Below are 13656 nucleotides of genomic sequence, written 5' to 3'. Positions count from 1 at the left end.
TTCAATACTATGATAAGGAAACTGGAGAAATCTTTAAGTAGTTTCTTTCGTTTCATTTAAATTGCTTGCAACCTTCTTACACACTCATCCTTACCAAGGATTACCATTATGTCGATGATTCCAGGTGCATCCATTATCGAAGTTATTGGAGCACGTAATGAGTGGTAAACATCGCTTATTTTCACGTTATGCAATTTTGAAAATTCCTTGATTCGAGAGGATAAAAAGCTCTTATTCCAGCTTTGATCACCGATATTTGAGAGAAATGGCGCAAGTAACTTGATTATATCGAGGTTAGATTTGACAATTCGCTCAGCCTCTTCGCTTAAATCAAGTGGTGGATCTTTGATATAAAACTTGGCTAAATCGAACAGTTCGGTCAGGTAATTTGCTCTTTTTTTTAGTTCCGTTAGTCCCTGCAGCAAATAGTTCTTTTTCTTCTCAGCTGGAGTATTTTCTCCAAACATTAGAGGCAGAATATCTTCATTGCTCATGTTGTTGATATAATGGTTATTTAAATGCTCCAATTTTTTAAAATCAAGCCGTGCAGGGGAACGACCAATGTTTTCTAAGTTAAACCACTCTATCGCTTGCTTATCGCTAATGATCTCGTCATTACCATGATTCCAGCCAAGTCTGAGCAGGTAATTACGCATTGCCTGAGGCAGTATTCCCATTTTTTTGTAGTCGCAAACACTTGTAGCGCTGTGCCTTTTGGACAGTTTATTTCCATTTTCTCCGTGGATAAGCGGTAAATGCGCAAAACGTGGAATATCAAAATCAAGGGCCTGGTATATTAGTAATTGCTTAAAAGTATTGGTAAGATGGTCAGAACCACGTATTATATCAGTTATTCCGGAATCATAATCGTCAACCACCACAGCGAAAATATATGTTGGAGTGTTGTCAGAGCGTAAAATCACTATATCATCAAGCTGCTCGCTATTTACTTTAATTTGGCCGTATATTTTATCATCAACAATAATGTCTTGCGAGTCTGGCACTATAAAGCGGACAACAGGTTTTACGCCTGGTGTTGCATTAGTACACTTATGCTTATATATCTTTCCTTCTTTTCTTGCTTTTACCTTCTTTGCTGCAATTTCATCCTCAGGGCAATAACAGTAATATGCTCGACCTTTCTGAGTAAGAAGATTTGCAACTTTGATGTGTCGCTCTATCCTTTTTGATTGGTATATTATTTCTCCATCATAGCTTACACCAAGCCATTTCAGCCCATCTATTATTGCATCGGTTGCTTCCTGTGTTGAACGTTTTCTGTCGGTGTCTTCAATCCTCAGCAAAAATTTTCCGCGATGATGCTTTGCATAGAGCCAATTAAATAAGGCAGTACGAGCTCCACCAATATGCAAAAACCCCGTTGGTGATGGAGCGAATCTAGTGATTACACCTGACATATTCGTTTGTTACAGTAATGTAAACGATAATAGCTAAAATTTATGCTTGTGGCAATATGGAATTACTGTAAATTACTGGCCCTATGAGGATGAAATTGTATTTATTTTTCGTAAATTGTATTGTATAGCTTAATGTTGGTTAAATATAGCAGGATATATTATGAGTGAAGATATAGCAAAATTGCTCTCAGATAATGGAGATAACATCAAATAGTGTTATGAAGGTCCATTTGATAAAACAAAACTAATAGCAAATGGAGATAGTCTTTTGCATCTAACTGCAAGAACAGGAAACGTTGAAAAATTTTTGTTCATTTTTAAGAAAAGCATTGAAAGTGATGCCCGTTTGTTAAAGTATAACGATGATCATGAAAATCCATTTCATATAGCAGCAAGAAGGAGGATATTACCAGATGTAGTAAAAGAATATTTAAGTATTTGGAGTCTAAACAAACTAACCCAAATAGTGATTCAAAAAAATTGGAAAACTTCAAGTTACATCAGAAATGCATTGGGTAACAGGTGTGCGTTAAATAACTCTAAAAGGACTCCTCTTGATATGGTTAGTAAGGAAGTTAAGAAAGAAGTAAGAGAAATTGCAGGTATAAAAGAAAGTCTTATACATAATAAGAAGTTCCGCCTATATTTATATATAGTAGGAGCTATAGCATGTGTTACTGCTTTGTGTCTTTCTCTATATTTTCTGTATTTGTGTTCTCAAAATCTTGCGTTGACTTCAATAGCTGCAATAGCTTATGGTGGATTTGGATATCTGTCAAGCAAGGCATGTGGTGAAGCATATGACTTGAATGACGTAAACACTCTGATGGAAGGTGTTAGTGCTAAGGGCGCTGCAAAAATAGCAGCATATATCTAATGCATAAGAGGTAAAATCACTTGCAGACAATGATATAGGAATGTACTTTCTTAAGAGTGATTCTTAAGAAAGTATACTTATACAATGACAGAAAAGAAGTACAGTAAGATTTTAATAGCAAACAGAGGGGAAATTGTCTGCAGGATCATCAAAACTGCTCGCAGAATGGGCATATCTTGCGTGTGTGTGTATTCGGATGCAGATATTAATTCTGTGCATATAAGACAAGCAGATGAGTCAAGGCATATTGGCCCTTCGCCTGCTTATCTCAGTTACTTAAACATCGAAAAGATATGCGAAGTAGCAGTTGAAACAGGTGTTCAGGCAGTTCATCCTGGTTATGGCTTTTTAGCAGAAAATCCAGATTTTCCACGTGCTCTGCAAAAACACAATATAGATTTCATCGGCCCAAGTGCAGAAACAATGGAGATTACAGCAAATAAAATAACAGCAAAGGAATCAGCAAGAAAAGCTGGAGTGAATGTAGTGCCAGGATACATGGGCAAGATCAATGATGCCATTCATGCAGCCAGCGTTGCTGAGGAGATTGGTTTTCCAGTTATGCTGAAAGCTGCATCAGGTGGTGGTGGTAAAGGCATGCGAATTGTAAACTCCAAAAAGGAAATTGAACTAGCATTTACATCAGCAACGAACGAAGCAGAGAAGAGTTTTAAGGATGGCAGTATCTTTATAGAAAAATATATAGAGTTACCAAGGCACATCGAAATACAAATCATAGCAGATAAATATAGCAATGTAGTGTGTCTCGGAGAGAGGGAATGTTCAATACAAAGGAATAATCAGAAGATAATAGAAGAAACGCCAAGTCCGTTTATCAGTGAGAAGGTAAGACAAGAAATGTATGTCCAATGTGTTTCTTTGGCAAAACAAGTTGGCTATTTTTCAGCAGGCACTGTTGAGTTTGTTGTAGATAAGGACCAAAACTTTTACTTTCTTGAGGTAAATACGAGATTACAAGTTGAGCATCCGGTGACAGAATTTGTAACTGGAATAGACATAGTAGAAGAAATGATTAGAACCTCCTGTGGAGAAAAATTAAGGTTCAGTCAAAATGATATTAAGCTTACCGGTTCTGCAATAGAAAGTAGAATCTGTGCTGAAGATCCATCAAAGAAATTTTTCCCTTCCAGCGGAAGAATAAAATATTACGATAAACCGAATGAGAGCGATTATATCAGAATAGATGATGGAGTTGCTGCAGGTTCAGAAGTCAGTATGTTTTATGATTCGATGATTGCAAAAGTGGTGACATATGGAAAAGATAGAATAGGGGCAATCGGCAGAATGCAAAAAGCTTTATCTGAATGTTATATAGGGGGAGTGGCAAACAATATAGAATTTCTAGAATCCATCTTTCATCATCCAAATTTTGTTGCGGCAGAACTCAACACGAGATTCATTCCAGACTATTATCCAAGTGGATTTCACGGCGATTTTATTACAGAAGAGTATATTAAAATATTTATCTTTACTGCGTTATATGTTCATTTGGGAAACAAGGAGAAGTATTACAATAAGTCAATGGATGAAGTGTTTGTAGTGAAAATAAATGACAATGAGTACCCTGTAAACGCAAAGTATCAAGATAATACATTAACAACAGTATATAACCACAATACATACTCTATAGCAGGCAAGTGGAAATCGAGTTATAGGTTGCTATATATCACAATTAACGATGATACCGATATAACACTTAAAGTAGAAAGACAAGGCAGTAAACACTTTATAAAACATGCTGGAATGCAAGCTGAGTGTTACGTATTCAAACCTCATGTAGCTAAATTAAGTGAGTTAATGCTAAATAATGAAACAGAGGGGGATTCAGTAGATGCCGTAAGATCTCCAATATCTGGTTTATTAGTTAAATTACACGTAAATGTTGGAGATCAGGTAGAGGTAGGGCAACCTTTATTTGTTGTAGAAGCAATGAAAATGGAAAATATCATATGCGCTGAATCAGAAATGATAATAAAAAATATTTCTGTTCAGGAAGGGGAAAATGTGCAGATCGGTGATGTAGTATTAGTTTTGGATACAGCTCTTTCTTAAATAACATAGGAAATATAAAGCTGATCCAAATAAGATGAATGAAAACACTTGGTGAGCTATAGCAATGGCTATTGGTATGTGCAGCAATAAAGTAATTACTCCTAAAATTACCTGAGCTAGGACAGAGAACAGCATGACATATACTGGTTTTACACCAGCATTTTTTATTGTGAGTATTGCTGTCAGAGCTAGTATTAGCAATGCCAGTGCTCGATGTATAAATTGCACTGTTGCTCTGTTCTCAAAGATATTTAGCCATGTAGGCTGTAAAAAGAATAAATCTTCCGGAATGATGTATCCGTTCATTAGTGGAAAAGTATTGTAAATTAGACCGGCATTTAATCCTGCGACAAATGCTCCGAAAGTTATTTGTATTACGATTAGAGCTAAGATTGTTCCTGTGCAATGTATAGTGTTGCCGCTGATCTTGAGTTTAGTCTGCTTTGGCCTGATTTGATAATCAAAAAATTGGTAAGACAGTAATGCAAAAATAGCCAATGCTAGCAGTAAGTGAAGTGCGAGCCTATAGTGACTAACACGAGGTTCAGCTATCAGACCACTTTTAACCGTATACCAGCCAGCGAGAGCTTGTAACGCTCCAAACAATAGTGTCATGGATAGTCTTATTACTGCCTTTTTAGATATTCTCCTTTTTAGCATAAAGTATACAAATGGTAGGACAAACACTAAACCTGTTAGCCTTGCAGCTAATCTATGTACATATTCTATTAAATATATAGTGCGAAACTCCTCCATACTCATTCCGTAATTAAATGTTTTATATTCAGGTGTAGTCTCATATTTTGATTTTTCTTGTAGCCAGTCTTGCTCACTCAGTGGTGGTAATGCTCCAATAATGGGTTTCCACTCTGTGATAGACAATCCTGCTTTTGAAAGTCTGGTGAACCCGCCAATTCCTACCATAAGGATTACCATGACAGAACAGAGGAAGAGCCAAATAACTGTAGATTTTAATTGCTTTTGTTCCATAAACCATGCTGAGTTTTGTTCCATCGCTGGGGACAAGTGATAAATTCCCACAAGGCGAAAAAAGTTGTAACGCTATGTAGCAGATTATAAACAGGGAAGAATATTGATACTACATAAAAGTAAAAGGGCATCTTTTGCTACTTGACTACTATTACCAATAGAATTAGGTTAGTAACGTATACCACTACAAAGTAGCACAAAAGTAATTCATTTAAAACTTGAGTTAACATTAATGAAAGCAATAAAAATGGAGTAGTGAAAAATATAAAGGTTGCCGAGCCAATAGAAAGATTCAATAACAAAATTCCTTTGAGTCCATTATGTCTATAAAGTGATCTTAGGTGGACAGCATAAGTTGCATATAACCTTTAATCCAACGCGCTCTTTGCTTGATCTAAGGCAAAAACACAGTAGTTGGTGATTCTTCCAATGTTTCTGAGTAAGTAATCCTAGTTTTATATCCCATTTGTGAAAGTCTCAAACCTAGGTCAGCGTCTTTAGTGACATTATAAGCATCCCAGAAAAGCACTTTCCTTAAAATTTCTACTGAAAAATGATTGCTGCTACCACCAAAAGGTATCGACATGTTCATTCTTTGTAACTCAGCCAATAAGTACTGAAACCAGCTCATGCATTCTAAAGAAAAGAATTTCGTCAGAAAGTTGTGATTATAATTGTAATAATTTAATCTTACTCGCACACAGGCTAACTTATCATCACCTTGACCAAAAATCAGTGCCTTTTTAGCTGAAGTGGATCTGGTTTGTCATCTGCGTCATGTATCACCAAATACTTTTCTTTGGCAAAGTTCATGTCATAATTGCATGACTTAGCCTTTGTCTTAGGCAAGGAATGAGGCACTTTTATCACTTTAAAATATTGCAGCAAAGTATGCTCTTCTATAGCTGCAAGCGTCCCCTAGTCATCACTTTCTATAAGGAGCTTTACATCTAATTTTGATTTTGGGTAATCCAAATTTTCAATGCTTTTAATTAATTGCTTTATCAATGCACCTTCTTAAAAAGCAGGCAATAAAGTTATATATATGGGGAAATCTTCTTCATTTATCTTATCATAATCTGTTTTTCGGTTGTAGGTTTCACATAAGCCAAAAAACTGTAGTTATAAATTTGAACAAGTAGCTAGAACATACAACTATAAATATTAACATCAAAACAAAGTATGTGTACTTCTCTATTAGTGTTCAAGTTGAAGTTATAATAAAGGAAGAAGCAAAAAATATCGAGCTTAGTTTAATATTCTTGGCTGAAAATCAGGACTTTTATGGTATAAATAGTTGCTTGCAAATTCTGAAATACCAAAGTGCGAGTTAAGAAAATCTAAAATCTGTTCACCATCTGCTTCTATTAGTACGCAACCATCACCGTAGTTAGCCTTGATCTAGTGGTTGATATCTTGACTCGCATCTTCAACCATAAAAAAAGTAGTATTACTTAATTTTTGCCAAGGAACTACATTAAATTTGTAGTAAAAAAAACTTTTCTTGCTCTTTGCATAAACTGGAGTCAGGCTTGGTTTTTTCTATATCATTAACTTGAAGTATAGGCAGCTATTGTATTAAACCTAATGCAATTTTTTATTTAAATCGCGTGAAAGTGAAGATATGATCTCGCTGCTGCGCTTATCATCCTTGTGTTCCTGCATTATTTTTCTTACAGCATCAGCGGCTATACTTGCTGTATTAGCTTGTAAATCTCCAATATTTTTTTCAATTTGGTCAGTAACTTTCTTTAAATGAGAACGGGTATCATCATCTAACATCTGGTCCAGTTGTTGTCTACTGTGTTTAATGATACTATTAGCCTTATCAAGAGCTTCATTCATCATTTTATTAACTTCTGCATCTAATCTTTTGTATTTCTCAGAAGACTCTCTGTAATACTCCAACATATCTCTTCTGAATTTTTCAACCTCTTCATTCGTAAGTTTGCTCTTGTTACGCTTATTGTTAAGAGCGTTTTTTATCACCTTCTTTAATAATTTGTATGAAAGGATAAAACCTACCAAAAAAGCAAGACCGACAATCAGTGACATAGACATAAAAACCTCTAGAATTCTTTAGATACCAAGCTAGCAACAAACTCCTCTTCAATTTCAGAATTGTTCAATTTACTGTAGTAAATTAAGGCAATACCAGTAGCTATTCGCTTTAATTCATCAGTGTACTCAGATTTGAATCTTGCTACTTCTTGTTCAACAAGTTTGCTTATTTTTTTGTCTTCCTCTTCTAATATATCTTTTACACTTTCTCTCATTTCTTCTACCTGGATAAGTGCATTATCTATAACCTTTTTTGCTTGCGTTCTAGCTTCTTTTAAAGCCGCGTTATATTTAACAGTCTGGTTTTCTATAAGTTTTAGAAGGTGGACGGAACTATTAAAAGAATCCAGTGCCTTCTTACTTCTAGTGCTTATTATTTCATCTAACTTTGGCAGAAATAAACAACTTACTACAAAAAAAAGTAAAGAGAAAAGAATTAAAAACCAAAAAACCTGAGAAAAGTAAGTCGAAACATCAAGTTGTGGCATGTTAAACAACAAATATTAATAGTAGTGCAAGCAGAAACGCAAATAACCCCATTGCTTCAACTAAAGCTGCCCCTGTATAAACATATTTTTTCATTTTATCCTCTGATTCAGGATTTCTTGAAAGCCCACTTAACATAGTAGAAAATATATTTGCTACACCAAGACCTGCCCCGAGCATACCAAGTACACTTAAGCCAATCGCTATAAATTTTAAAGCTACTAAATCCATATATTACCTTTAATCATTTCCTTACGATATTAATTATAAAATGTTCTGCAAATAAAGTCAATTACTTTAGTGCATCCGATAAATATACACATGTTAGAGAGGTGAATATATAAGCCTGTAGAATTGCAACGAACACTTCAAACCCTATTAATGCAATTATAAATGAAAACGGTATAGGGGTTAGAGTCACGTGCATATTCATAATAAACCCCGCTATCACTTTGATGATCGTATGACCCGCAGTCATATTTGCTGCAAGCCTTATTGATAAACTTATAGGCCTTGCCAAGTAGGCAAATAGCTTAATGAAAACCATCATGGGCGCCAGCGACAACGGAGTGCCCCCCGGCAACAATATACGTAAAAACTTTACTCCCCTTTCTTTGAACCCAACAACTGTCGTGTAAGTAAAAACTACCATCGATAGGGCAAAAGTAACTATCACATGGCTTGTGACTGTAAAACTATAAGGAAGAACGCCTACTAAATTGCACGACAAAGTGAAAATAAATACTGTGAATATTAAAGGAATGTGCTCCAAACCTTTGCTTCCAGCGTTACTTTCTATTATTGAAATAACAAAATCGTATACATATTCAACTGCAGCTTGCAAATATCCTGGTATTATTGATCCTTTTCTTACTCCTAAAAGCAAGAAGAATATAATTGATATTACCGAAATCATCATAAAAAGAGATGAGTTGGTAAAATTTATATCATGCCCAAATAGTTTGGGTAATTCTACTATCGTATGTATCTTAAACTGTTCTAGCGGATTTAACGCCATATTCGGCCCTATAAACTTAGACTGCAACAGTAAATAAAGTATAAATTTTATAAGGTAGAGTCAAGAGTTAAAATGATATAGGCTCTGTGTTACAGAGCCCTTTTTACTCACTTCACTTTAAAACCACAGTTTTTAATACTATCTTTAGATAGCCTGAATGTCTGTTTCGGCTTCGGCTTGAAGCTTCACATTGATAGTAGGGTCATCACTTTCGTGATCAAATTCAATTTTGTTGATAGACAAATCTTTTTGAAGGTTACCTTCAACACAGTGAGGAAATGTTAGCATTGTGTAATAAGTCATATCGTTTGGATCATGAGAACGACTCCAGCAAAGACACAGATCCTTCCTCACTTTATCCCCATATCCGTGTAGATTCATAGCCTTCACGATGATTGAAAAAAGACTCAATGTTATATTCATTTGCTGGCAGTTCAAATGTTATTGTGTTATCCATAGCATTACCTAATTAAAACTGTTATAATATTAACATACTAACAAAATATTTACTAGAATGGCTAATTATAATCAGCGCTGTATTTCAAAAATTACTAAATTGTTTAACATCTTGACTTAATATGTTATCTTAACTATTGAACAATTCTTTTTGTATAACGTTTGCCAGCAAACAAAATTGTTCAATAGTTAAGTTTTCTGGACGTTCGTTACCATTTAATTTAGAGTTTTCAAGAATGGTTTCAGCATGGCTTGTTATATTTTGCAAGCTATTTCTCAACATCTTTCTTCTTTGAGCAAAAACAGTGTGCGTTAATCTTGTCAAGGTTTCCAAATTTACTGCAAATCTTTGGGTAGGTAAAGGATTTACTGTAATTACTGAAGAATGCACTTTCGGCCTTGGAAAAAACTCTTTAGGTTCAATGTCAAATTCCTTTCTTATATTGCACAGCAACTGGCTTAGCACCGATAGAGAACCATAGTTTTTGGAACTAGGTCTTGCTATAATGCGATCTGCTACCTCTTTCTGAAACATCAATGTCAAACTTGTAAAAAATTTTATGTTGTTTAACCACTTCAAAAATAATGCTACCGAGACATTGTAAGGTAGATTAGCAATGATTTTGACTGGGCGTTCTATTAGCTTTTCTTCTACAACATGCAGTGCATTCGCTTCTACAATTCTATACCTTCCCTGGTGCTCATTCAGCAGTTGATTATGGTATTTCACTAGATTGCTATCTTTTTCTATAGCAAGCAGAGATCTTGGATTATGTGCCAATACTTCCCTTGTTAATGCACCATACCCAGGACCAATTTCAATAACGTTAAAATCTTTCAGATTACCAGCTAAAACGACTATTTTTTTCGTTATCTCACTCGATAAAATAAAATTTTGCCCTAGGCTCTTTTTTGGCTTCAATAAAAATCTTCCCATATTGTTATATTATGGAGTATTTTGATAATTTTAAAAATTGGTTGACGAAAATTCATTGATAATTGTATATTGTTAACATATTTAACGCCGGCTTAGCTCAATTGGTAGAGCAACTGACTTGTAATCAGTAGGTTGTCAGTTCAAGTCCGACAGCCGGCACTTTTACCTAATATAGTAAAGAGCTGATGTCCTTTTTAATAGTAGCAAATTGGAAGATGAATAGAACACGATCTTCATTTTTTGACTTCATAAGCAAGCTTAACAGCAAGAGCAATGAAATTGCCTCTAGACTAGTGATTTGTCCACCTTTTACATCATTTCCAGATGACATAGAACTAAGCAATAATATTAGTATAGGAGCGCAGAACTGCCATCATAAAAAATCTGGTTCTTACACAGGTGAAATCAGCGCAGAAATGCTGAAAGAATTAGGATGCACTCACGTGATACTTGGGCATTCTGAAAGAATCAACGAAACAGATAGTGAAATAAAACTTAAATCAGAAACAGCAATAGAATCGGGTTTACACCCAATAATTTGTGTAAGTGGAAATGCAAAAGATTACAAGGGGGAAAAAACAAAGGAAGCAATAGGATATCAATGCAAAAACCGTTTGCCAACACATGGTGAATATACTGTAGCATATGAACCGATGTGGGCGATAGGTACAGGACATGTGCCAAGCAATGATGCAATTGCTGAGGTAATAGAAGTGATAAAATCCTACACTGGTAAAAAGCACGTTATATATGGCGGTTCAGTTAGTTCAGAAAATATAGAAAACTTGTTGAATATATCAAGTTTATCAGGAGTTTTAATTGGTAGTGCAAGCTTAGATTTTGACTGCTTTTATAAAATTGTGCAACAAGTTGAAAAATTATATTAATTCTGAAATCAGCAATTAAGCGAGCTCGTACTGTGCAGTTTCTTTCAGGTTTAACAGACTTTGTCTGTTCGTTGCTTATATCCAAGAAAATTCTTACATAACTTAAGGTATAATGCTGTTATTGAAGTAGTATTGTAGATATAGTAAGGTAAGTTCGGTATGCAACAAAAAGGAAAGAGCCAAGCTCAAGTTTAATCACAAAAGTTAATATAAAAAAGGCTTTAATAGTCTAGTTATTCTCAGGAGGATATAGCAAAAGAGTATGTTATGCCAACAAATTTCCTGACGTTGAAAGAAATATTAGCAGAACTAGAAGAAAAAAACAGCATTACTGTTTTTAGAAAATATTATCGGATGAATGGGAATTTTACGATCTGTTAAGAGACTTAATGAATGATGAGGATTTTAAGCAAGCGTGTATAGAAAATCTTTCAGCGAAAGCTATAAGAAAGACTTGGATCACTACATAGAACTAGCAAACCAGACAAAAAAAGCTGTAAGTGAATACTTTGAAAGGGAAGGCATAGAGCTTCATGCTTATTATACAGAAGCTAATGATGATGATAGAATTTTAAACATTAACCTTACTAACCATGATTAGAAATGAACCAATGAGAATCAGTAATATTTGACAGCAAGAGAAAAGTGTCGGTAAGTGAAGATTTATTGCAATAAGAAACATAAAACACATGCCATTCGAATGGGTAAGGAAAGACATTATGAATTTAAAGAGGGTGCGTATTACGAAATGACGAGCACTTGGCCTGCAACAGATAAATCTGAGAGAACTTTTATGTGTACCGTGGTTATAAACGTAAGTAACGATGGCATTACTGAAATACTGAAATTTGATGGTAGAAATTTTAAGTCACCATCGAAGAAGTTTTGGGAATTAATAGAACTAAATAAGGAATTGTATACTTAAGGTCTTTCCTTATATGATATATGATGCTGTAAAAGCATTATTGGAAAAGAATAAGATTGCACCATTGCCAGGTGCTGTGCCAGTTGCTAATAATAACCTGCAAGGTAGTGAATCTATAAGGGTATAGATCAAGACAAGGAATTAGATGAGCAAGACTTTGAAAATAACACTGACAGTAGTTCTCTTTTTTCTACTAACAACGATGCATCAACTCAAACAGAAGTTGATTCGCGACAGGTTGTAACCCAGATGGGAATTGATTCTAGGCCAATTGCAACTTAGCAAGAAATTAAAGAATTAAACAAGCAGGGAAATGATTTACAACGTGAACCCGAAGAAGCTAAGCAAACAATTACAGTACAAGAGAAAAAGATTGAAAATTTACAAGTAGAAAAGAATAAAATACATGAGAAACTAGAAAAGAAGTAGAGAGATTAAATGAGAAGATTGAAGCAATTGAGCAAGAGGTTGAAAGGAAAGAGCAGCGACTTACAGAGTGAGCTTGAAAAATAAAGAAGCAAAAAAATGTGGAGTTAGAGAAGTATAATAATGATTTACAAAATGAATTTGGGAAGGAGGGGCAAAAAATGCAAAATTGCAAGTTAAATTAAGACAAAAAATGTAGAGTTAGCAAACATATCACCAAACCTACAAGAGAAAGCACAAGAGCTTGAAAGTGTGTATAAAAAAAAGGAAGACCTAAAGAAAAGGTTAGAAGTTGCTAATATAAAAAAGGAAGAGTTGCTAAATAAATTAGGGGAATTGCAAAAGGAACTGTATCAACTGGAAGAGAAAAATAAAGAACTAGAGGAAAAGTTAAAACTTGTTGACGTACAAAACAGGAAGTTAAAAGATGAGCTGGGAAAATCAAAAAGAGCAGAGCAGCAAACATATGAAGACACAGAACTAGTAATAAGTGAAAATTGTAAAACTATGCAAGGCTTGCATGCTAAACTTCAGAAATTAGAACAGAAAAGTCAAGAAGTAGGGAAGTTTTATATGTGTAAAATAGAAAATCAGAGAATGAAATTGAAGATTTGAAAAACAATCTAAAGAATGAGAGAAAAACGCGCGAAAAGTATTATAAGTTGTTAAAAGAACAAGATATAGAGATTAATGATTTGAGAAAAGTAATTGCAGATAAAGTTCGGAAAATTGAAAGTCTGGAGAGCGAATACAAAACAAGAAAGAAGGGGAAGTTTTCCGTAATCAAATAGAAGCACTGGAAAAAGATATTCGTCTACTCGCCAATAAACAAATTGACCTCAATCAAGCATATACAATAACGGTAGATGTTCTTAATGATCCTGATAATGTTCCATTGAAAGAAGAGAGAACTATCCAGATCTTTAAGCGCTAACAATGAATATGATAGCGATAAGGAAAGTTATAATAATCATTATCATTCACCTCTAAGTTTTGTCAGCAACCCTGTACAGGTAAATAGTGCTTATAGCTCTTTCCATAATAATCCAAGAGAGGTAAAATAAGGACTTATAGTAGTGAAGGTAAAGATACTAGCAGCGTA

16 protein-coding genes and 1 tRNA gene are annotated in these 13656 nt (G+C 34.6%); 8 read left to right on the top strand and 9 right to left on the bottom strand.

Features of this window, described 5'->3' with window-relative positions; all coding sequences use genetic code 11:
- Positions 1–56: 56 nt before the first annotated feature.
- On the bottom strand, positions 57–1418 hold the full coding sequence (gene gltX, locus IHO13_RS02075; RefSeq protein WP_225538051.1) for a glutamate--tRNA ligase: 1362 nt from the start codon (positions 1416–1418) through the stop codon (positions 57–59).
- A gap of 268 nt (positions 1419–1686) precedes the next feature.
- Here gltX and IHO13_RS02070 point away from each other — a divergent pair, with 268 nt between their 5' ends.
- Both IHO13_RS02070 and IHO13_RS02065 read left to right on the top strand, forming a co-directional pair.
- The gene (locus IHO13_RS02070; protein WP_225538050.1) at positions 1687–2295 is read left to right on the top strand and encodes a hypothetical protein; all 609 of its coding nucleotides are present in this window, start codon (positions 1687–1689) and stop codon (positions 2293–2295) included.
- A gap of 84 nt (positions 2296–2379) precedes the next feature.
- Positions 2380–4368, top strand: coding sequence for an ATP-binding protein (locus tag IHO13_RS02065; RefSeq protein WP_225538049.1), 1989 nt, complete (start codon positions 2380–2382; stop codon positions 4366–4368).
- Here IHO13_RS02065 and IHO13_RS02060 read toward each other — a convergent pair.
- The 8 genes from IHO13_RS02060 to rsmA all read right to left on the bottom strand — a co-directional run bounded on the left by IHO13_RS02060 (position 4342) and on the right by rsmA (position 10316).
- Positions 4342–5358 (bottom strand): COX15/CtaA family protein, encoded by a 1017-nt coding sequence (locus IHO13_RS02060; RefSeq protein WP_225538052.1) that lies wholly within the window; start codon positions 5356–5358, stop codon positions 4342–4344. The two genes, IHO13_RS02065 and IHO13_RS02060, sit on opposite strands and share 27 nt — an antisense overlap.
- 394 nt (positions 5359–5752) lie before the next feature.
- On the bottom strand, positions 5753–5989 hold the full coding sequence (locus tag IHO13_RS02055; protein ID WP_255586067.1) for a glycosyltransferase family 2 protein: 237 nt from the start codon (positions 5987–5989) through the stop codon (positions 5753–5755).
- A gap of 953 nt (positions 5990–6942) precedes the next feature.
- Positions 6943–7419 (bottom strand): hypothetical protein, encoded by a 477-nt coding sequence (locus tag IHO13_RS02050; protein ID WP_225538047.1) that lies wholly within the window; start codon positions 7417–7419, stop codon positions 6943–6945.
- An 8-nt stretch (positions 7420–7427) separates the two neighbouring features.
- Positions 7428–7907, bottom strand: coding sequence for a F0F1 ATP synthase subunit B family protein (locus IHO13_RS02045; protein WP_225538046.1), 480 nt, complete (start codon positions 7905–7907; stop codon positions 7428–7430).
- A gap of 1 nt (position 7908) precedes the next feature.
- A complete protein-coding gene (locus IHO13_RS02040) occupies positions 7909–8136 on the bottom strand; it encodes a F0F1 ATP synthase subunit C (protein WP_225536761.1) in 228 nt (75 codons plus the stop codon).
- Between the two features lie 61 nt (positions 8137–8197).
- Entirely contained in the window at positions 8198–8923 is a 726-nt protein-coding gene (locus IHO13_RS02035; protein WP_225538045.1) for a F0F1 ATP synthase subunit A, read from the bottom strand.
- Between the two features lie 144 nt (positions 8924–9067).
- The gene (locus tag IHO13_RS02030; protein ID WP_225538044.1) at positions 9068–9346 is read right to left on the bottom strand and encodes a hypothetical protein; all 279 of its coding nucleotides are present in this window, start codon (positions 9344–9346) and stop codon (positions 9068–9070) included.
- 163 nt (positions 9347–9509) lie between these two features.
- On the bottom strand, positions 9510–10316 hold the full coding sequence (gene rsmA, locus IHO13_RS02025) for a 16S rRNA (adenine(1518)-N(6)/adenine(1519)-N(6))-dimethyltransferase RsmA (protein WP_225538043.1): 807 nt from the start codon (positions 10314–10316) through the stop codon (positions 9510–9512).
- Between the two features lie 86 nt (positions 10317–10402).
- On the opposite strand from rsmA, the gene IHO13_RS02020 reads away from it, so the two are divergent.
- The 6 genes from IHO13_RS02020 (at position 10403) to IHO13_RS01995 (ending at position 13345) form a co-directional block, all read left to right on the top strand.
- A tRNA-Thr gene (locus IHO13_RS02020) sits at positions 10403–10475 on the top strand.
- 26 nt (positions 10476–10501) lie between these two features.
- A complete protein-coding gene (locus tag IHO13_RS02015; protein WP_225538042.1) occupies positions 10502–11203 on the top strand; it encodes a triosephosphate isomerase in 702 nt (233 codons plus the stop codon).
- Between the two features lie 415 nt (positions 11204–11618).
- Positions 11619–11804 carry a hypothetical protein gene (locus IHO13_RS02010; RefSeq protein ID WP_225538041.1) on the top strand — a complete coding sequence of 62 codons (186 nt, stop codon included), beginning with the start codon at positions 11619–11621 and terminating at the stop codon, positions 11802–11804.
- 99 nt (positions 11805–11903) lie between these two features.
- Positions 11904–12128: a hypothetical protein gene (locus IHO13_RS02005; protein WP_225538040.1), complete on the top strand. Its 225-nt coding sequence runs from the start codon at positions 11904–11906 to the stop codon at positions 12126–12128.
- Positions 12129–12806: 678 nt separating this feature from the next.
- The gene (locus IHO13_RS02000) at positions 12807–13169 is read left to right on the top strand and encodes a hypothetical protein (protein WP_225538039.1); all 363 of its coding nucleotides are present in this window, start codon (positions 12807–12809) and stop codon (positions 13167–13169) included.
- The gene (locus tag IHO13_RS01995; RefSeq protein WP_225538038.1) at positions 13166–13345 is read left to right on the top strand and encodes a hypothetical protein; all 180 of its coding nucleotides are present in this window, start codon (positions 13166–13168) and stop codon (positions 13343–13345) included. The genes IHO13_RS02000 and IHO13_RS01995 overlap by 4 nt, the downstream gene beginning before the upstream one ends.
- Positions 13346–13656: the final 311 nt, after the last annotated feature.

This window comes from Wolbachia endosymbiont of Mansonella perstans, assembly GCF_020278605.1.
Classification (GTDB): Bacteria; Pseudomonadota; Alphaproteobacteria; order Rickettsiales; family Anaplasmataceae; genus Wolbachia.
This window is presented reverse-complemented; position numbering and strand designations above follow the sequence as displayed.

Coding starts and splice junctions, on each gene's coding strand:
- gltX (WP_225538051.1), bottom strand. CDS start 1,418: ATGTCAGGTGTAATCACTAGATTCGCTCCATCACCAACGGGGTTTTTG.
- IHO13_RS02065 (WP_225538049.1), top strand. CDS start 2,380: ATGACAGAAAAGAAGTACAGTAAGATTTTAATAGCAAACAGAGGGGAA.
- IHO13_RS02060 (WP_225538052.1), bottom strand. CDS start 5,358: ATGGAACAAAAGCAATTAAAATCTACAGTTATTTGGCTCTTCCTCTGT.
- IHO13_RS02055 (WP_255586067.1), bottom strand. CDS start 5,989: ATGAGCTGGTTTCAGTACTTATTGGCTGAGTTACAAAGAATGAACATG.
- IHO13_RS02050 (WP_225538047.1), bottom strand. CDS start 7,419: ATGTCTATGTCACTGATTGTCGGTCTTGCTTTTTTGGTAGGTTTTATC.
- IHO13_RS02045 (WP_225538046.1), bottom strand. CDS start 7,907: ATGCCACAACTTGATGTTTCGACTTACTTTTCTCAGGTTTTTTGGTTT.
- IHO13_RS02040 (WP_225536761.1), bottom strand. CDS start 8,136: ATGGATTTAGTAGCTTTAAAATTTATAGCGATTGGCTTAAGTGTACTT.
- IHO13_RS02035 (WP_225538045.1), bottom strand. CDS start 8,923: ATGGCGTTAAATCCGCTAGAACAGTTTAAGATACATACGATAGTAGAA.
- IHO13_RS02030 (WP_225538044.1), bottom strand. CDS start 9,346: ATGAATATAACATTGAGTCTTTTTTCAATCATCGTGAAGGCTATGAAT.
- rsmA (WP_225538043.1), bottom strand. CDS start 10,316: ATGGGAAGATTTTTATTGAAGCCAAAAAAGAGCCTAGGGCAAAATTTT.
- IHO13_RS02015 (WP_225538042.1), top strand. CDS start 10,502: ATGTCCTTTTTAATAGTAGCAAATTGGAAGATGAATAGAACACGATCT.
- IHO13_RS02005 (WP_225538040.1), top strand. CDS start 11,904: ATGGGTAAGGAAAGACATTATGAATTTAAAGAGGGTGCGTATTACGAA.